Source organism: Mycobacterium sp. NGS56 (genome assembly GCF_059812425.1).
Genome location: NZ_JCALCQ010000002.1, coordinates 441,475 through 460,152 on the forward strand (window position 1 = coordinate 441,475; position 18,678 = coordinate 460,152).

The 18,678-nt window shown below is 64.8% G+C and carries 14 protein-coding genes; 10 read left to right on the forward strand and 4 right to left on the reverse strand.

Annotated features, from left to right (window positions below; genetic code table 11):
• Positions 1–75: 75 nt before the first annotated feature.
• From AC5Y4F_RS09380 to AC5Y4F_RS09390, 3 genes are all read right to left on the reverse strand, one after another.
• On the reverse strand, positions 76–2,844 hold the full coding sequence (locus tag AC5Y4F_RS09380) for a helix-turn-helix transcriptional regulator (protein ID WP_499996191.1): 2,769 nt from the start codon (positions 2,842–2,844) through the stop codon (positions 76–78).
• Positions 2,845–3,053: 209 nt separating this feature from the next.
• Positions 3,054–3,269, reverse strand: a complete 216-nt coding sequence (locus tag AC5Y4F_RS09385) for an Rv2628 protein family (protein WP_499996195.1) — start codon at positions 3,267–3,269, stop codon at positions 3,054–3,056.
• Positions 3,270–3,676: 407 nt separating this feature from the next.
• Positions 3,677–6,379, reverse strand: coding sequence for a helix-turn-helix transcriptional regulator (locus AC5Y4F_RS09390; protein ID WP_499996197.1), 2,703 nt, complete (start codon positions 6,377–6,379; stop codon positions 3,677–3,679).
• A gap of 267 nt (positions 6,380–6,646) precedes the next feature.
• On the opposite strand from AC5Y4F_RS09390, the gene AC5Y4F_RS09395 reads away from it, so the two are divergent.
• Together AC5Y4F_RS09395 and AC5Y4F_RS09400 are read left to right on the forward strand one after the other, a co-directional pair.
• On the forward strand, positions 6,647–8,410 hold the full coding sequence (locus AC5Y4F_RS09395) for a sigma-54-dependent Fis family transcriptional regulator (RefSeq protein ID WP_067936847.1): 1,764 nt from the start codon (positions 6,647–6,649) through the stop codon (positions 8,408–8,410).
• 50 nt (positions 8,411–8,460) lie between these two features.
• Positions 8,461–10,245, forward strand: coding sequence for a sigma-54-dependent Fis family transcriptional regulator (locus AC5Y4F_RS09400; protein ID WP_499996199.1), 1,785 nt, complete (start codon positions 8,461–8,463; stop codon positions 10,243–10,245).
• A gap of 473 nt (positions 10,246–10,718) precedes the next feature.
• Here AC5Y4F_RS09400 and AC5Y4F_RS09405 read toward each other — a convergent pair whose 3' ends face one another.
• Positions 10,719–11,021: a hypothetical protein gene (locus AC5Y4F_RS09405; protein ID WP_499996201.1), complete on the reverse strand. Its 303-nt coding sequence runs from the start codon at positions 11,019–11,021 to the stop codon at positions 10,719–10,721.
• A gap of 765 nt (positions 11,022–11,786) precedes the next feature.
• Here AC5Y4F_RS09405 and AC5Y4F_RS09410 point away from each other — a divergent pair.
• The 8 genes from AC5Y4F_RS09410 to AC5Y4F_RS09445 all read left to right on the forward strand — a co-directional run bounded on the left by AC5Y4F_RS09410 (position 11,787) and on the right by AC5Y4F_RS09445 (position 18,636).
• Entirely contained in the window at positions 11,787–13,010 is a 1,224-nt protein-coding gene (locus AC5Y4F_RS09410; protein ID WP_499996202.1) for a PPE family protein, read from the forward strand.
• Between the two features lie 204 nt (positions 13,011–13,214).
• Entirely contained in the window at positions 13,215–13,457 is a 243-nt protein-coding gene (locus AC5Y4F_RS09415) for a DUF8691 family protein (protein WP_499996203.1), read from the forward strand.
• A complete protein-coding gene (locus AC5Y4F_RS09420; RefSeq protein WP_499996205.1) occupies positions 13,457–14,377 on the forward strand; it encodes an NADP-dependent oxidoreductase in 921 nt (306 codons plus the stop codon). Before AC5Y4F_RS09415 ends, AC5Y4F_RS09420 begins: the two co-directional genes overlap by 1 nt.
• A 213-nt stretch (positions 14,378–14,590) precedes the next feature.
• Entirely contained in the window at positions 14,591–15,037 is a 447-nt protein-coding gene (locus AC5Y4F_RS09425; RefSeq protein WP_067936870.1) for a cupin domain-containing protein, read from the forward strand.
• An 84-nt stretch (positions 15,038–15,121) separates the two neighbouring features.
• Entirely contained in the window at positions 15,122–15,634 is a 513-nt protein-coding gene (locus AC5Y4F_RS09430) for a hypothetical protein (RefSeq protein WP_499996206.1), read from the forward strand.
• Complete coding sequence (locus tag AC5Y4F_RS09435; RefSeq protein WP_499996208.1) at positions 15,621–17,144, forward strand: dihydrolipoyl dehydrogenase family protein; 1,524 nt, start codon at positions 15,621–15,623, stop codon at positions 17,142–17,144. The genes AC5Y4F_RS09430 and AC5Y4F_RS09435 overlap by 14 nt, the downstream gene beginning before the upstream one ends.
• An 82-nt stretch (positions 17,145–17,226) precedes the next feature.
• Entirely contained in the window at positions 17,227–18,123 is an 897-nt protein-coding gene (locus AC5Y4F_RS09440) for an NADP-dependent oxidoreductase (protein ID WP_499996442.1), read from the forward strand.
• A gap of 279 nt (positions 18,124–18,402) precedes the next feature.
• Positions 18,403–18,636 (forward strand): hypothetical protein, encoded by a 234-nt coding sequence (locus tag AC5Y4F_RS09445; protein WP_499996210.1) that lies wholly within the window; start codon positions 18,403–18,405, stop codon positions 18,634–18,636.
• Positions 18,637–18,678 lie beyond the last annotated feature (42 nt).

Consider the following 18,678-nt stretch of genomic DNA (forward strand, 5'->3'; position numbering starts at 1 on the left):
GTCCTATCTACCGGATTGTCACTGCAATGCGCGTCATTGTAGGCGTGCCCACGTCACCTACCGATTTGCTGTCGATCAATCAGCGCCACGCGTGAGCTGCGCCAACTGGACGCGGGAAGTGATTCCGAGCTTGGCAAAAGCATTGTGCACGTGGGTCTTCACCGTGTGGGGGGAAACGTGAAGTTGTTGCGCGACAGCGCGGTTCGTCGCCCCCTGGGCAATCAGGTTGACCACCTTGAGCTCGGACTCGGTCAGGCTGTCCCAGCCCGTTTTTGCCCGCGGGCGCGTTACGATGCGCCGTTCCATGCCTAAATGGCGCAGCGCGCGACCCACCCGGCGCGCATCGGCAATCGCCTCGCATTCGATGTAGGTGTCAAATGCCGCGTTCAGCTGGTCGAGCGCCTCAGCATTGCGCTGCACACGAGCCAGCTCGCCACCGGCGTCCTCGGCAGCACCGGCATAGAGAAGCGGCCGCCCCGACGAACGAAGCGACTCCGCCGCCGACACCAGGGCCTCGATATCACGCTCGAGTATCCCGCGCGTCTGTTGGGCGATTGTGGCGAACAACCGAACCCCGGGACGCTCGCGTTCGAGCACGTCAACGTCGTCGAGAAGATGCGCTCGCAGGCCGGCATCAGCGGTGGCTAACGCCACCCGCGCGGTCAAGGTCAGCTGATCCAAGACGGTCGGCAAGAGCGGCGTCACGAGTAGCGAGATGTCGCCACCGAGCCAGCGCACCGCTTCACGAACGTCGTCGTGCTGCCACGCCGCCAGCCCCAGCGCGCCGGCCGCGCTGCGACGTACGGCAGGTGAACCATCGGAGTAGGCGCCGTGCGCCTCGGTTAGCAACTCTTGCAACAACGTTCGGTCGTCGGTGCGCGCGGCCACCTCCGCCAGCGTGAACATGCTCATCGCGTCGACCAAGGTCCATCCCGTTCGCTCCGGCGTTGGCAGCCACTCGGTAGCGGCGCGGGCAGCCGACAACCGGCCCGCAGCCAGCTGCACCACCCCCGAGGTCATGGCCCAGATATGAAGCGCCATACCGTCGCGTTCCTTCTGGGCTTTTTCTGTGCGACACGCGGCCAGCGCCGCGGCATCTTCCAACTGTCCAACGACCGCAAACAGGTTTGCCAGATGAACCGCAGCGAGATGATGAGCGGTCATATCGTCCGTGGGGGTCAAGGCTTGAAGTTCCTCAACGCGGTGTAAGGCGCGGCGCGCATTCCCGTCCGCGCAGTCCAGGCAGGCGAGTGCTATTCCGGACAGAATGTTGGACTCGAGATCGCCGGTGGATGCGGCAGCGGCCGCTGCCTCATTGGCCGCCATGCGATCTTGTCCGTGTTGGCCGTACATCGCCAGGTTGTATGCCAGCCATGCCCGATGTCGTGCCCGGGTGACCTCGCTGAGATGCGGCAACTGCAGCGCACGGCGGTTCTCTTCGATGTGTCGAGTGGTCGCCTCGGTAGTTACCGTCGGTAGCCGCAGGCGAAGCTCTGCCTCTTCTTCGGGCGCCAGTGCGGCAGACAGGGTGGTGCTGGCCAGCCGTTGCGCCTCCTCGTAGCGTGTGGCCCGATTGAGCAGCACGATCGTTTCCGTTATCAGTGGCCCACGTCCGGGGTCTTGGGGGGACAGGAGCTCGAACGCGCGCTTGCTCAAATCTGATGCGGCGCTCGGATCGCTATTGGCCAGCGACTGTGCGGCTTCGCGGAGCGCGGAGATCGCGACCTGATCGCCGACTTCAGCGCTACGGGCGAGTTGGGTTGCGACCTCCTCGGACGCCGCCCCCATGTCCAGCATGATGGTCGCCGACTGCCGCTCCATCGCTCGACGCAGCGACTGGGGCAACGATTGCCGCGTCGCTTCGCGCAGCAGATCATGCCGAAATCTCATCTGATCACCTTCTTCGATGAGTATGTCGGCGCGGACTGCCTCTTCTACCGCCGGCACGAGGGCGGTCGGCCGGCGTTCCAGCATCGCGGCGAGCAGCCGGGCCGAGAACCGGTCTGGCAGCGCTGCGGCCACCCGCACGACTTGGCTTGCAGCGGTGGAAAGCTGGTCGAGTCGTTTCTGCATGGTGTCGCTGAGCCGTCGCGGCAACACGTCTCCGGTGGCTACCGCGTGGCCGCCGCTGACATCGAGCCGGCCGTCCTCGTCCAGTCCAAGCAGCAGCTCGGTCAACAGAAACGGGTTGCCGCGCGCCTTATCGGCCAGGTTTAGCAGCGACGCGTCCGCGCTGGCTCGCACGGCGTCTTGCACAATGTCGGCGACCGCGCACGGTGTCATGGGCGTCAACCGTAGAAATCTGGCATCCTCGCGTTCCAGAGTGCTCAGCGTCTCGCGAACGGCCGGCCCGCCCGCGCCGGTTCGCACGGTAAACACCCATAGCACCGGGGCACCGGTCCGCTGTGCGGCCAGCGACCGCAGCGCAAGCAGTGTGGCGTTATCCGCCCAGTGGATGTCCTCGAGGAGAATCGCCAAGGGCATTCGGGACGCGGCCGCCTGTATCGCAGCTTGCAGATCGCGCACCACCCAGTAGCGGTGATCAGCCGAAGTGGCCAAGTGGCGAAATGTCTCGGCATCACCGACCGGGGGATCCGCGCGCAGGGTCGCCATGAACAGCGGGGAAAACGGCACCATCCGCTGGTACTCAAACGCTTCGCCGAATAGCGATCGAACACCGGCCTTCTCGGCGAGCACCAAGACCTCGGTCAACAAGCGGCTCTTTCCGATGCCCGGCGGGCCCTCGATGACCAGTACGCCCCGGTGCCCCTGCGCGACCGCCGTGATCAGCGCGCCGATCACCTTCAGCTCGTTCGCCCGCCCACGAATCGGCGGTATGCGCATCTGTCCCGGTCCGCGACGGGGCTTATCGCGCTGGGCGGCCGCCGCAGCATGTGTCGCGGGTCCGAGCCTTTGCTGCGACGAACCCGGCACCTTCGCGCGCCCCGGGGTTCGGGGACGATCCGAGGGACCATACCTGGCGGCAGCCACCGCCTTCACGCTCATTGGAGCCTGCTGACCCTGGTCAAGCCGCTCCGACTCCCCGACAGACGTCATGCTGCCACCTGGACTTCCACCGACAGATAGTCGGCCAGGCCGTATGTTGCAGGCCAATCACCATCGCGCACCGCTTGGCCGAGCTCCTCTGCCAATGGGCTGCAGGCGCCCAACTCCGCCAGCCATGAGGCCACCGTCGGCGCAATTTGGTCTGCTTGGACGCGTAAGGTGCGGCCGTCGTGTAGGCGATCGGTCAGCTGAAAAATAGTCATTTCTCCATGCCTTTCGCTGGGTCACCGGGTGGCCGGTGTATTAGCTGACATGACCCATGACACCGCCGCGGGCGGAAGGTGAGCGTCTCAAGATGAGGTGAATGCGCGTCTCAAAATGAGACACCGGCTGACCGACTGAACGCCACGTGTTCACGTCTCGGCCATCTCCTTTGCAAATCCCCTCGACGTCGGGACTCGTCGCCCCGTCTCGAGCATTGATTGCGTCAATGAGCCAAGCGTGCGGCAAGGTGCTCCGCGTTCGCATCGGCCGATGCCTAGTCGGCGCGCCAGCATGCTGACCGTCAGTGGTCGCCGTCCGCCGCACTGGCTGGTCAATGACAGCGCCTCCATTGACCAGTGGATGTGCCGGCTCCGACCCGGAGGGTCAGATTTGGGATTCGCAGGGCTTAATGAAGCTGACTGCGGGAGCTGATACCAAGCTTGGTGAAAACTTTGCTCAGGTGATACTGAACTGTTTTGGCGCTGATGAAAAGGCGCGCGCCGATCTCGGGGTTGGTCAGCCCCTCTGCGGCTAACCGCGCGACCTGTTCTTCCTGCGGCGTCAGCTTTGCGCCAGTTGCTGCGGATGTGCGCTTTCGAGCCGTCTCGCCGGTGGCCAACAGCTCGCGGCGTCCGCGTTCGGCGAAGGCTTGCATGCCCATCGCGTCGAACATGTCGTGCGCGGTGCGCAGTTGCGCCCGGGCATCGGTGCGGCGGCGCTGTCGTCGCAGCCACTCTCCATAGAGTAGGTGCGTGCGGGCCAGTTCCACGCGCATGCGGGTACGGCCGAGCCGTTCGATCGCCTCCCGGTATAACTGCTTAGCCTCGGGAGCCTCACTGAGCAGCGCGCGAGAACGTGCCTGCACACCCAGCGCCCAATCAGTGCCGCTGGCACTGGTCATCTCACAAAGCCGCGCGACGGCGCGTGCCGCGATGTCGGACGCACCGCTGCGCGCGGCGGCCTCGATGAGTTCGATTGTGGACCAAGCAGACAGCGCAAGATCAGGTTGGTCGGCGGTGCGGAGGGCCGGGCTGAGCGCCGCCTGGTAGTTACCGATGCCGTTGTTGAGCACCGCCTCCGTCCATTCGGCGACGCTTACCCACATACCTTCACCCCGGCGTACCACGTCTCGTGTGGTGGCCTCGATCAACGCCGACGTCTCGACCTGGTTGCCGCAGAACGCGGCGAGGCTCATAGCCGGGTCGGTCGCGAGGCTGGCGCCGGTCGCTTCGGTTACCGTCTTCAATTCCTGATGGAGGGCTCCCGCGGCGGCGAGTTCACCGGCAAAGGTAAGCATCACCGCACGAGAACTGAGTGCTAGCGGCAGCTCCGCCAGCGCGCCTGCCGAACGGGCAAGCTCGACGTGACGTCTCGAGACTGCTTCCCAGCCTTCGTCATCCCACATGTGCAAGGCGGCGATGCCGGCCAGCCACAGGAATTGTTGCTCGTCTTGTGACACGTCGCGGCGGGCGGCGCTCACGGCGCGACCCAAGGTCGGCAGGCTCGCCGCATAACCGTCGGTGAAGTTCGCGACGAACCCGTCGAGAAGAAGGTCCGAGAGGGTTGGACTCGGCGGTGGCGGCGACGTCTTCGCTGCGCGTGCGACCTCGACGACCCCGGCGCCCACTGCCAATCGGCCGGCGAATACCGCCGCCTGGAGGGCCTGCAGATAAGTCGTGCGAGCAGCAGCGGCCTGGATCGGCTCGAACCGCGCAGCCGCTTTCAACAACAGCGGTGGGGCGTCGCTACCTCGGCCGGTTACGAATGCCAGTTGAGCGCGGACCAGGTCAGCGCGGGCATCCTGAAAATCGGTCGATGGCCCGGCCTCGGCAACCGCCAGCAGATCCTGCGCGACGTCGAACGCGCCCGCATCGACCTCGGCTGACGCAGCGGCCAGCGCCCGCTCCACGCGTTGCGCGGGGTCGCGCGTAAGGATGGTCGCCCGCTCGAGAAACGCGGCTGCCGCGGCCACACCGCCACGCGCTCGGGCCCGACCCGCTGAGCGTTCCAGTTCCGCGGCGACGTCCTCATCTGGTCCCACAGCCGCCTGGGCCCGGTGCCACGCGCGGCGGTCAGGATCGGTGTCCGGATTGGTCGCGTCCGCCAACGCCCGGTGCACCAACCGCCGTTCGGAAACCGGCGCAGACCGGTATGTCGCCGATCGGACGAGGGGATGCCGGAAGCGCACCCAGATGCCGAACTCCGCCAGACCGTCGGACATCGCGGGTGCGGCGGCGTCGACGCCGATGTCGAGGCGTGCGGCCGCGCCCCACAGGAGTGCCGGATCACCGGTCGGATCGGCGGCTGCGATAAGTAGCAGTCGGCGGGTCTGCTCGGGCAAATTAGCAAGGCGGCGCTGGAAGCTCTCCTCGATACGCCCGGAAAGCCTTCGCGCACTGGGGATTCCAAATCCGCCGGCCAGCTCGTGGGTGGTCAGATCGCGAGGAAGCTCAAGAAGCGCAAGCGGGTTGCCGCCGGTCTCTGCGACGAGTTGATCGCGGACCCGCTGATCCAGCGGTGCGGCCCACGCTCGGTCCAGCAGCGCCCGGGCATCGCCATCGTGCAAACCGCTGACTTCCATCATCGGCAAATTGGGGAAGCCGGGGTCGGCCGCACGAGTCGCCATGATCATGGCAACCGGTTCGGCGACCAGGCGCCGGGCCACAAACGCCAGCGCGTCCGCCGAGGCACGATCGACCCACTGCAGATCGTCGACCAAGCAGACCAGGGGCTGATTCTCGGCGGCGGCGGCGGAAACCAGGCCCAACACCGCCAGCCCGATCAGCAGTCTGTCCGGTGCAGGCCCGGTGCACTGGGCAAACGCGGTACTCAGTGCATCGCGCTGTGGTGCCGGGAGATCGTCGAGGCGATCCATCAGCGGTGCGCACAGCTGGTGCAGCGCTGCGTATGCAAGCTCCATCTCGGACTCGATACCCGCCGCGCGCACCAGGCGGTAGCCGGCCGCTCGGCTCGCGACATAGTCCATCAACGCCGACTTACCAACACCCGGATCACCATGCAGGACCAGCACCCGGCTGTCTGCCGACCGCACCGCCTGCAGAACTCCGTCCAGCAGGGTGCACTCAGTGCGGCGGTTGATCAGGTCCATGGCATGCAGATGGTCGCCTCTTCGCCGCCGTGTCGCCAGACGTGCTTTTCCTGACAGTGGACTGTGGAAGATCCCCAGGATACCGCCTCGTACCGACCGATCGGCGCTGGGCGATGCACGTGGGTGCAATTAGCTGACGTGACCCATGACACCGCCGCGGACGTATACTGGGTGCCTCAATCTGAGCAGGCTTGCGCGTTTCAACCGAGGACGCCGGCATCTGGGGGTCGGCTGCACCGCGCGGTCGGAAGCGAGGTGCATGCGTCGATGAGTTTGCGCGCCGACGTCCGCACCGACCTTCGACGGGTGCGGGAACGGTTCTTGTGCGAGGGGTCCTTGGAGGCGGAGACGTTGCCCCCAAGCGTCCTGGACTCCTGGCGTCGGTCCCAGGCCATGCGGGTTCACCCCGACCGGCTCGATTTGCCCTATGTTCGGCAGCCGGATACCGACTCGCGCCTAGCCCACGCCGCGCAGCCTGTGCTACAGGGGATCACGCAGGACGTGACCATCGAGGCGATGTCGGTCATCCTCACCTCGGCCGACGGCGTAATCGTGGAGCGCTCGGCGTCGGAACGAGCCCTCATGAAAGCACTGGATTCGGTCAGCCTCGCCCCCGGCTACAGCTACGCCGAGGAATTCGCCGGTACCAACGGGATCGGCACCGCGCTCGAAACCGGACGGCCCACGGTCATTCGTGGCGGCGAGCATTTCGTCGGGTCCTTGGGCGAGCTTGCCTGTGCTGGTACGCCGATCCGTGACCCGGTAACTCAACGGCTCGTCGGCGTCGTTGATCTCACCTGCTGGGCCAGCCGTTCGAATCCGGTGTTGTTACCGCTAGTCAAAAGCCTGGGAAGCCAGATAGAAGACCGACTGAGAGAGTCGGCGCACGCCAGCGAGATCGCGCTTCTGCAGGCGTATCGCGACCAGGCGCGACGGTTCCCATTCGGTGTGCTGGCGATCGGCGGTGATGTGTTGCTGATGAACCGCTACCTGCGCCAGACACTCGACACCAATGATCAAATCGCACTGCTCGAACACGCCTCGGATCCGCTCAGCTCCACGCTGCCGGGCACCGCGCTGGCCGCCCTCCCGAGCGGGCGCATCGCCAAGATCACTGCTGCCGACCATGCGGAGATCCGTGGCAGAACTAACGTCGTTTTCCATGTGCGGTTATCCACCGAGGCAACGGCCCACCGTGTCGGGCCTCCCCAATCGGTCGTGTCGCACATTCCCGGCCTCGTTGGGCGCAGCAGCTCATGGCGACGCAGTTGTGAGCAGGTCGAGCGATGTTGCCGAGATCGAGATTGGGTAATGCTAGAGGGCGAGAAGGGATCTGGACGAGCCAAGCTGGCTCAGGCTGTCGCACAGTACGTGCACCCGACCAAGACCGTGCGGGTAATGCGGGCTGAAACATTCCCGACGCCAGCTCTTTTCGTCGCCGAGATAGTGACCCAAACCGATGGCGATGACTTTGCCGTGGTGATTTCCGGCGTGGATTGCATCGACGAGGAGACGCTGGCAGCGATGGTTCCGGTGTTGCGATCCCGTGCGTGTCGCGGATGGGTCGCAGCGACGATGAGTTTGTCGACGCCTTCACCGACGGTTGAGTTGCTGCTGCCGTTGTTCACCCACACCGTGACAGTGCCCGCGTTGCGGCACCGGATTGAAGACATCGAGGTATTGGTGCCGTTGCTGTTGCGCGAACTGACCTCGGGCACCGATGTGCGCCTTGATGCCGCTGCGATGCGTCAACTCAGTAAGCTCCCCTGGCCGGGTAACGTCGCACAGTTGCGGCGAGTTGTTGCGGAAACCATTGCGCGGCAACGTTCAGGCGTCATCGGTGCCGATAAGCTGCCGCCCGAGTGTCGATCGCTTGCGAGGCGCAAGCTCACCCAGATGGAGGCGCTTGAGCGAGACGCCATCGTCCGCAGCTTGGAGGACAACGACGACAACAAACTGAAGGCTGCGTCAGCCTTGGGTATGTCGCGGGCAACCATCTATCGCAAGATGCGGGATTACGGCATTGCCTGACCCGCCAAAGCCATATGGTGACCGCGAGAAAGGGGCGAGGTAGCTCGAGGATGGGGTCGCAGGCCAGCCGAACGACCGAATTTCAGCGTGTCAGGGAAAAGTTTCTGACCATGGGGTCTGTTGACGCGGTGCGCCCAATCGATGGGGACATTCTGCAGCCCAGTGTCCTGGACTCCTGGCGTCGGTCCCAGGTCCTGCGCGTACACCCCGACCGGGTCGAGCTCCCGTATGTGCGTGAACCCAATGTGAACTCGCGGTTGGCGCGCGCGGCCGCGCCGGTGCTGCGGCGCGTCACCGATGATCTGGCTGCGCAAGCTGTCAGCGTTGTGCTGACAGCAACCGATGGGGTGGTGGTTGAGCGGACCGCCCCGCAGGTGTCCATCCTCAACGCGTTGGACAGGGTGAGTCTCGTACCGGGCTATAGCCTGGCTGAAGAGGTGGCGGGCACCAATGGAATCGGCACCGCACTGGAGACTGGGCGCCCCGCGTTCATCCGAGGCGGCGAGCATTACGTCACCATGTTCACCGGTTTCGCCTGCGCGGGGTCGCCGATCCGGGATCCGATAACGCGCAGGATAATCGGCGCTGTCAATCTGAGTTGTCTGGCCGACGAATCCGATCCGCTGTTGCTCGCGCTGGCCGCCAGCGCCGGTCGCCAAATCGAGGATCGCATGCGGCTGGTGGCTCATGAGGGTGAGACCGCGCTGTTGGAGACGTACCTGCAGCAGACGGGGCACTCTTCGAGCGGTGTGCTCGCGATTGGTGGCGACGTGGTGTTGATGAACCCCTACCTGCGCCGGGCGCTGGACGGCAACGAGCAGACCGCGCTGCTCGAACACGCCTCGGATCTGCTGAGCTCCACGTTATCGGGCACGGTGCTGGCTGTCCTGCCAAGCGGGCGCATCGCCAAAATCACTGCTGCCGACCGCTCGACGACGCGCGGTGGCCGAACCAATGTCGTTTTCCACGTTGATTTTTCAGCCGAGACCGACTCGCACCCGCACCAAACCGGCCGGCCGGCGAACACTCGAATCCCCGGTCTGGCAGGTCACGACAGCGCCTGGCTGCGCTGCTGCCAGCAGGTGCGCCAGTGCTGCCGCGACCGAGACTGGGTAATCCTCGAAGGAGAGAAAGGATCCGGCAGGTCACGGTTGGCGCAAGCGATCGGGCAGGATGTGAAACCGGGCCGAACCGTCCGGACGATGCGTGCCGAGACATTTCCCAGCGCCGCGCGTCTCGTCGCCGAGCTGGCTGCTGAGTCCGACGACGAGGACTTCGCAGTGGTGATCGCCGACGTGGATGAAATCGACAAAGACACACTCGAATCGATCACCTCGATCCTGGCCACGCGGGCAGGCCGGGGATGGGTCGCGGCGACCAAAAGTTCCGCGCCTCCGTCAGCACCGATCAAGCAGCTGCTGCCGCTGTTTACTCATACCGTCACCGTGCCGGCGCTGCGACACAGGATTGACGACCTCGAAGAATTAGTGCCGCTGTTGCTGCGCGAGATCACCCGGGGTGCTGAGGTGGAGCTGGCACCCGCCGCTATGCGTCAACTGAGCAGGCTGCCGTGGCCGGGCAACGTCTCGCAGCTGCGGCGGGTTTTAACCGAAACCGTTGCCCGCCAACGAACGGGCATCATCAGCGCCGACAAGTTGCCACCGGAATGCCGCTCCGTCACCCGGCGCAAGCTGACCCAGATGGAAGCGCTCGAGCGCGACGCGATTGTCCGTAGCCTGCAAGACAACGGCGGTAACAAGCAAGAGGCGGCTCGTGCCCTGGGAATGTCGCGGGCGACTATTTACCGCAAGATAAACGACTACGGCATCGCGTAACGTGATTCGCTTTTCGGCCCTAAAGGCATTGACCGACAATGATTCGCGGAGCTCGGCGTGGGTATGCCGGTCGGCCGCAATCCTTTGCGCAACCCGATGAGCGGCCGACCGCTTCCCACCGATTCGCACCGAGTCGCCGTCGACGATTAGGCTGCCAGCCTCGGTCGACGCGATCATGCAGTTGCGGATATCCCGCTTGCAGCAGGTTTCGTCGGCTGATCGTGATGTTCGAATAATCGGCGAATCACCCGGGTGAATCCTTTCACCGGGTGATGACCACTCATCCCACGTCGGTTAATCCTGGCTTAACAGATCGCGAGCGGACGGTACGTGAATCCAGCCATGTACCGGATCTGCGTTCGGGGCCGCAAAGCCAGCAACGTGTCGCGATGACGGTGAAAAACCTTACTGCGTTGATCACCGCGGAACCCATCGCCACAAATGGAGAAAATCAGATGAAGCGTCGCCAATTTCTACGATCGGCTGCTGAACACGGCTCGGCCGCCGCGCGAAGCCCGTGGCTGCCGCATCGAATACGGGACGCCACCGCCCTTGCCCGGCGTTGGGCGCATCGCAATGGAGATGCCGCGATAGACGCCGTCCGGGCGATCGAGGATCAACTTCACGGGTTGCAGCCCATCTGCAGTGCCCAGCGGGTGTCGACCGGCAGTGCCTGCGGTGCGCCGGCGGTGGCCGTCGCCGAGATACACGCCGTTGACGGATGCGACCAGATGGGGCTGACCCCGGATGGCGACCTCGTCGAGACGCTCTGTCAAGCTTGCCTGTCTACCGTGCGATGGGCGATGGCGACCTACGTGGGTGACAAACGCGAGATGGCGTCGCGATGCGGCACCCGCCCGGCATGCGCCACCTGCGGGCGTCCCACTGGATGCCTGCGCAGTGTCTTTTCTGTGCGCCCAATCGGGCCTGAGGGGCCGGCATCATGACCCGGCTACGCGTCGCTGCCCTGTTTGTGGCTGTGGTTTCCGGTGATTACGCGGCCCTCATGCTGATCAATGGTCAGCTGATCGATTTCGGCGTCACCGCCGCCATTTGTGCTGGATCGTCGGTCACGGCCGGGGTGATTGCCTATGCGGGCTGGCGACGCCGCAAGGCGGTGGCGCGGGGACGAGCGGCCGTCTGGGAGCGCCGTGACAAGCAAGCGGCCGCCGACCAACAATGCCCGTTGTGCGGAGCCGCTCGCCAAAAACCAAGTGAGTCACCCAGATTCGTTGACCGGCAAGGCGCGCGCTTGTGCAGGGCATGCGCGTCGGCCCTTAACCCAGAGCCCGCACGATGAACCCGTGGCGGAAGTGTTGACATGAGCGCACCCGCCGCCGTGTCGGGTTCGGCGCCCCCCGGTCAAGGAGTGGTCCGGGCACGAAAAGCTCGACGGCGCCCGGTCCGCGCGGCTTCCGTCGTCGGCGTCAGGCTGCCGCTGCCGCATTGCACCGCCCGGCTTGTCCGTGCCTCACTGCCACCCAGCGGCCGCCACATCCGCGAAGCGACCCGGTAGCCAAGGGACCCTGAGGTTTTCGAAGATGGATTTCGGGGCGTTGCCACCAGAGATCAACTCCGGCCGCATGTACTCCGGGCCTGGCTGCGGATCGATGCTGGCTGCCGCAGCAGGGTGGGGCGCGCTGGCCGCCGACCTATATTCCACGGCGGCCTCCTATCAGTCGGTGATCTCGGACCTGACCGGAGCGGCATGGCTGGGTCCCGCGTCGGTGGCGATGACGGTCGCCGCCGCGCCCTACGTCTCTTGGCTGACAACGACTGCTGCGCTGTGCGAGCAGGCCGCTACTCATGCCACCGCCGCCGCAGCCGCCTACGAGGCCGCGTTTGCGATGACGGTGCCCCCACCGATGGTCGCCGCCAACCGCACTCTGTTGATGGCGCTCGTCGCGACGAACATTCTCGGCCAAAACACCCCGGCGATCGCGGCCACCGAAGCCGAGTACGCAGAAATGTGGGCTCAAGACGCCGGGGCAATGTATGAGTATGCCGGCGCGTCCGCTGCCGCTTCGGCGCTACCGCCGTTCACCTCGCCCCCGCCCACCACGAACCCGGCCGGGGTCGCCGGCCAGGTTGCTGCAGTCGCGCACGCCGCCGCCACGTCAGCCGGTACGGGCACCCAGACCATCATGTCGACGGGCTCGCAGCTACTTTCCGCGGTACCCAACGTCCTTCAGGGACTTGCGCTGCCCACGGCCGCCGCGCCATCACTTTCGTCGTTCTCGCAATTGCTCAGCTTGCTGAGCCCGGTGAACCTGGCCGTTTCGTCGGCGGCGACGTCAATCACGTCGACGGGCACGGGCGGGTCGTATGCGGGCCTGGGATATGCGGTGCGCTACGACGCAGACGGTGCCAGCAAGATGGATGCCATTCTGGAACGTTTGGGGGCGCTGCCCGGCGGCTCAGCGCCCGGATTCGCGCTATCGGGTTCGGCAGACCCGGGGCCGGGCTACGGTCCGGCACCGGCATTGACAGCGGGTTTGGGCCGGGCCTCGTCGATCGGCGCGCTGTCGGTGCCGCCGAATTGGACCGCGGCCACTCCGACGATCAGACGCGTCGCGGTGGCATGGCCGGACGTCCTCCCCGGTACCGCCCCGACGATTCTGACATCGAGCCCGGAAAACCTGCTCAATGAAATGCTTTTGGCGAGCACGGCCGTACGCAGCATCCGCGGTGCTCCCCGTCAGGGCCGCCCCACCATCACCGTCACCGTGACGCCGCGACCGCCGGATGGCCACAGCTGGGGCTGATACACCGCGCTTCCCATGGCAGACCCCTGGCTCTCGCCGCCCGTCCGGTCGCTGGGCAGCCCAACTTTGACGGCGCCCACCCCGACGTATTTCGATCTACCCAATGACACCTTGCACTCACCCGGGTGAATTAGCTATGCGGGTGATGACGACTCACCCCGCGTCGGTGAATGCTGAGTCAGCAGCTGGCGGGCGGAGGGTCAAGTGCAGCGGACGATGTATCAGATCTGCATTCGAGGCCGCGTGACCGAACGGCTCGGGTCCGCATTGGAAGGGATGCGCCTGGAGGCCGGTGGGACCGAAACCGTGTTCACCGGTGAAATCCGCGATCAGTCACAGCTTTACGGACTCCTCGACCGGGTCCGTGATTTAGGCCTTGAGCTCATCAGCGTGCAACCGCAACCCTTGGCTCATCCGACAACAACCCACCTCAGGAAGGACCTGTAATGCAAGCCATCACTGTTTCAGATCGTGACGCCGGTGTCGCTGGCCTGTCGCTGGCGGAGTTGCCCTACCCCGAGGCTGCCGACAACGACGTCGTCGTGCGGGTACACGCCGCGGGTTTCACGCGCGGGGAGCTTGACTGGCCGCACACATGGATCGACCGCGGGGGAAGAGACCGGACGCCGAGCGTGCCCGGTCACGAGCTGTCTGGCGTGGTGGTTGAGTTGGGGTACGGCACCACCCTTTTGACCGTTGGTCAACGGGTATTCGGGCTCGCCGACTGGGCCCGCAACGGGTCGCTGGCGGAGTACGCCGCTGTGGAAGCCCGTAATCTCGCACCGCTGCCGATGGACATCGACCATACTGTGGCCGCGGCACTGCCGATCTCCGGATTGGCCGCCTGGCAGGGCCTGTTCGACCATGGCCGTCTCGCCGCCGGACAAACGGTTCTGATCAACGGCGCCGTCGGGGGGGTCGGGTCGATCGCGGTGCAGCTCGCTCGCGAGGTCGGTGCGCGCGTCATCGGTACCGGCCGTACCGCAGACCGAGACCGGGCGGGGGAGCTCGGTGTGCACACCTTCCTCGACCTGGAGGCCGAAAAGTTGGAGGACGCAGGTGAAGTCGATGTCGTGTTCGACGTGATCGGCGGAGACATTCTGGACCGCTCGGCCGCTCTGGTGCGCGCCGGCGGGACGCTCGTCACCATCGCCGAGCCACCGAAGACCCAGCCGCATGACGGGCGGGCAATTTTCTTCCTTGTCGAAGCCGATCGGGCCCAGCTCGCCGAGATCGCCGCGCGGGTACGGGACGGACGCCTCAAGCCGGTGGTCGGCGCCGTGCTTCCGCTGAGCGAAGCTCCCGCAGCGTTCGCCCCCGGCAAGCGCATCCCCGGCAAGACGATCCTGCGCGTCGCCGAAGACTGAAAAGGAACCTCCAGTGATGCGACGGCGTGTACGCGGGCAACCACTCGTCTCTGATGTGCCACCGAGACGCGGTGGACCCGCGTGCAGGTCAACCAAATATGTTGGTGCACGTAAGGTTCTACAGGCATGTGACGTTGGCGCGGGTGCGGGTGCCGGTGCCGGTGACGTTGCGCGGCGAGTCGCCAAGACATCCAAAAGTGAGGCAGCTTTAAAATGGCCTTGAAGATATTACTCGCCGCACTGACTACCGCGGTGATGCTTCCGCCCGCCGCTCACGCCGAGCCGGCACCACAACATTCGGGTCAGAACCCAAATGTCCGCGTGGTTTTCAATCAACCCAGCAATATTCCGGGCAAATCAGTTGAAGCAGTGGCCGTCAGCTATCCTCCCGGAGCTAAAAGCGAGGCGCACCACCACGCGAAATCGGCGTTCATCATGGCCTACGTGATTTCCGGAGCGATCCGCAGCCAAGTCGAAGGTGAACCTGAACGTGTCTATCACCCCGGTGAGACGTGGAGCGAAGTTCCCGGCGCGCACCACACGGTCAGTGAAAATGCCAGCGCCACCGAACCCGCTGAGTTACTCGCGGTCTTCCTGATCGATACCGGAGACGGCCCACTCACCACCGATGACCCCACCGGAACTGAGCCGCCGCGTTAGCGACGCACGATGCGCACGGTCGGCACCAACAACTGAAGACAGTCTCTAAGTGCGGCAATACGACAGCGGAGGGAGCCCGTGCACATGCCAAGCGCCATCCGGGTTGTCCGGATCGCACTACGCTTGTCGCTTGCGGCCGCCTTTCTGTCCGCTGTCGCCGACCGATTCGGTTGGTGGAAGCCGCTTGGGCAGGGTAGCTGGGGGAGCATGGCCGCCTTCGCCAACTATGCCCGCCAGCTTGTTCCGTTTGCCTCTGGATGGCTATTGGCCGTCATTGTCTGGGCTGCCACCACCATCGAAACGACCCTGGGGATTTTGCTCCTGACCGGCTGGCGGCCGAAACTTGTTGGCATGGCAAGTTGTTTGGTGCTCATAGTATTCGGGACCGCAATGGCGGTATCTCTGGGCGTGGAAACACCGCTTAGTTACAGCGTCTTCTCCGCAGCAAGCGCAGGCGCTGCGTACGCGATACTTGGCACCGCACCGCCGCCGCACACCACTGAAACCACCACACAACCAGGGCGCCTTGTCTGCCGATCATGTGGCCGTAACCACGATCTTCGTTGGTCGGAAGCGAGGGTGGATGAAAACTGGTAAATACTTCGACGTTGTCGTGATGGGCGGCGGAGTGGGCGGCGTAGCCGCGGTACGGAAGCTTGCAGCGGAAGGCTTTGCGGTAGCGCTCGTTGAGGATCGTCTGGTTGGTGGGGAGTGTCATTACTGGGGTTGCAACCCGAGCAAAACACTGCTTCGCCCGATCGAAGTGTTCAATCTCGCAAGGGCAGTTCCTGGTGTGCGAGAAGCCATTTCGGGCGAAAGACCAGACGTTGCGGCCGTCTTCGCCAAGCGCGACATGATCATCGAGCATCTCTCCGATCAAGATCGAACAGTATCGTTGCAGCAAGCCGGTGTAGCAGTGTTTCATGGGTCCGGCCGGCTGAGCGGTGAACGAACAGTGCGCGTCGCGCACGCCGACGACACCGAAACCGTTTTGGAGGCACGCCACGCGGTCATTCTGGCCACCGGAACTCGTCCCAACGTGCCCGAGATACCTGGGTTGGCGCAAGCGCGCCCGTGGACCAATCGGGACGTAACGACCATGACGCAAGTGCCACCACGGAGCCTGGTGGTGGGTGGCGGTCCGGTCAGCGTCGAGTTCGCGACCATCCTGAGCGGTTTGGGCTCCGCGGTAACACTTCTGGTACGTGGGGACACAGTACTTCACAACTGCGAACCCGAAGCCCGCGAGCTGGTCGCGCAGTCACTGCGAAGCAAAGGCGTCACGATTCACTTTCAGACAGAGTTGTCGGCGGTTACCCGCCCCGTGGCGGGCGGCCCGGTGACCGCAGCTTTCAACGACCAGACCATCGAGGTAGACGAACTCGTCCTAGCGGCCGGACGACGCACCAACACCGAGAGCATCGGCCTGGAAACTGTCGGCCTGTCAGGCGGTGAATCCGTTTTAGTGAATGACCATCTCCAGGCAGTCGGCGTCACAGGCGGTTGGCTCTACGCCCTGGGAGACACCACCGGGCGCGCGCGGTTGTCTCATATCTCCACCTATCACGGCCGTCTCGTGGCCGAAATCATCGCGGCCCGGGCGGCGGGGCGAGAATTGAGGGAAAACGAGTTGGCGGCCCGCGACGCGGGCAGTCTTGCGCAGGTTATCTTCACCGAGCCTCAAATAGCCTGGGCGGGGCGCACGGAAAGCCAGGCCCGAGCAGAAGGGTTCGCGGTTCGGACGCGAACTGCCCATTACCCTGGGACATTGTCGTTCCTAGCCCTTTTCCGGGATGGCTTCGAAGGATGGGCGAAATTGGTCATTGACGCCGAGACCAACACACTGCTCGGAGCGACGTTCGTCGGCCCGGAGTTCTCGGAATTGATTCAGGCGGCCACCTTGGCCATCCTCGCGAAGGTCCCAGTCAATCTCTTACGCCATGCCGTCGCGCCACATCCAACGGTCAATCAGGTCTGGGATCTGCTACTGGCCCAAGAGTCCGAACTTGTCCCGAGACCGAACAACGGGGGAGCAGAATGTGCAGAAGGACGCACGAGCGAATCACCTTATCTATCAAGCGCTTTAGATCTTGGCCGTCGAGAGTAACCAGAATCACGTACGACCGGCCGGTAGTCTCACTGTGGCCATGCTTGTAGCGGGGGTAAGCGCGCTCGGCGGCGAAGTGGAGATGCTAGAGGTGGATGAGCCACGACCGTTGGCTCCCGACGAGGTCCTCATTCACGTTCGCAGCGCCGGAGTTGGCAACTGGGACGACATCATTCGCACCGGCGGTTGGGACGTTGGCACGAGACCACCACTAGCGCTTGGCGTCGAGGCCGCCGGGGTCATCAAGGCCATTGGCGCCCACCCGAACGGTTTCCGTATCGGCGATGAGGTGCTGTGCCACCCTGTGCCGCTGCGTGACCAAGGGACGTGGGCCCCACTTTTAGTTGCACCGGTCGGATCGCTCGCCCGCAAACCGCCCGCGATCCCATGGGAGATGGCGGCGATCTTTCCGGTGCCGGCGTTGACTGCCGAGCAGCTGGTCGGCGAGGCGTTGGCCCTGCACGGTGCAGAGACGTTGCTCGTCAATGGCGCGGGCGGAAGCACGGGCGGGCTCATTGTCCGGCTCGCGGCCCTGCGCGGGGTTGATGTGCTCGCCACCGCCAGTCCCCGCAGCGCCGAGCGGGTCCGTGGGTATGGCGCTCGCGAAGTAATCGACTACCGCGATCCGCTCTGGCCACAACACGCAAACGCGTTGGCGAAAGGGTCCATCCACGCCGTCGCTAACGCCGCCCCCGGGGGTGCTGCTGCGGCGATGACCGCCCTCGCCGATGGTGGCCGTCTGGCCACCATCACCCCCGACCCGCCCACACCCACCCGCGGCATCTGCGTAACCGCGGTCTACGTCCGTTCCGACGGCGCTCAACTCGCCCGCCTCACCGAACTACTCGACTCCCATCGGTTGCGCATGCCAATCCCGCGTTCCTGGAATCTAGATCGGGCCGCGGACGCCCTCGCACAGGTCGTCGCAGGCCGCGAGCCCAACGGAGTGGTCCTCTCGAAAGACATCTCACGACGTTAGGCCAGCCGCCGATTTCGTCGATAGTGACGCCGGTCGGCTGCACATACCTCATGCGACGCGAAAAAGACTGGCAATGAGACTGATTGACCCACGGCGGAGCGCGCTGTGGTGAGCTCTGTGCGAGTGCAATCGGTGTCGGTGGTGACGCTAAAGCTGAGCGAATTCGCGAGCTCTGTCGCACGCAACGGGTGTGGCGCCCAGTCATCGTCGCGCGCAAACCGGCTTCCGCCGTGATGGTGCGCGACGCGGCGCCGACCAGCCGTGGATGGTGGTAGCGGGATGGTGTCCATGCTCGCATTCCTCGACTCCACCGTGATCAATGTGGCTTTGCCGGCCACCGAGCACGACGTCGGCGGCGGCCTGGCGTCGCAGCAATGGATCATCGACGGCTACCTACTGGCAAGGGCGGCCGCGATTCTCCCCGGAGGGTCCATTTCGGATCTGTTCGGACGCGTTCCGGTGGGCCGTCTGTTCGGTAGTGGTCGTTACACGCTCAACGAAAGGTCATGGTGAAACGCATTGCACGCAGGTGCTTGATGGCTCTGGCGGCCACTG

Coding starts and splice junctions, on each gene's coding strand:
- AC5Y4F_RS09380 (WP_499996191.1), bottom strand. CDS start 2,844: ATGCGCATACCGCCGATTCGTGGGCGGGCGAACGAGCTGAAGGTGATC.
- AC5Y4F_RS09385 (WP_499996195.1), bottom strand. CDS start 3,269: ATGACTATTTTTCAGCTGACCGATCGCCTACACGACGGCCGCACCTTA.
- AC5Y4F_RS09390 (WP_499996197.1), bottom strand. CDS start 6,379: ATGGACCTGATCAACCGCCGCACTGAGTGCACCCTGCTGGACGGAGTT.
- AC5Y4F_RS09395 (WP_067936847.1), top strand. CDS start 6,647: ATGAGTTTGCGCGCCGACGTCCGCACCGACCTTCGACGGGTGCGGGAA.
- AC5Y4F_RS09400 (WP_499996199.1), top strand. CDS start 8,461: ATGGGGTCGCAGGCCAGCCGAACGACCGAATTTCAGCGTGTCAGGGAA.
- AC5Y4F_RS09410 (WP_499996202.1), top strand. CDS start 11,787: ATGGATTTCGGGGCGTTGCCACCAGAGATCAACTCCGGCCGCATGTAC.
- AC5Y4F_RS09420 (WP_499996205.1), top strand. CDS start 13,457: ATGCAAGCCATCACTGTTTCAGATCGTGACGCCGGTGTCGCTGGCCTG.
- AC5Y4F_RS09425 (WP_067936870.1), top strand. CDS start 14,591: ATGGCCTTGAAGATATTACTCGCCGCACTGACTACCGCGGTGATGCTT.
- AC5Y4F_RS09430 (WP_499996206.1), top strand. CDS start 15,122: ATGCCAAGCGCCATCCGGGTTGTCCGGATCGCACTACGCTTGTCGCTT.
- AC5Y4F_RS09435 (WP_499996208.1), top strand. CDS start 15,621: ATGAAAACTGGTAAATACTTCGACGTTGTCGTGATGGGCGGCGGAGTG.
- AC5Y4F_RS09440 (WP_499996442.1), top strand. CDS start 17,227: ATGCTAGAGGTGGATGAGCCACGACCGTTGGCTCCCGACGAGGTCCTC.
- AC5Y4F_RS09445 (WP_499996210.1), top strand. CDS start 18,403: ATGGTGTCCATGCTCGCATTCCTCGACTCCACCGTGATCAATGTGGCT.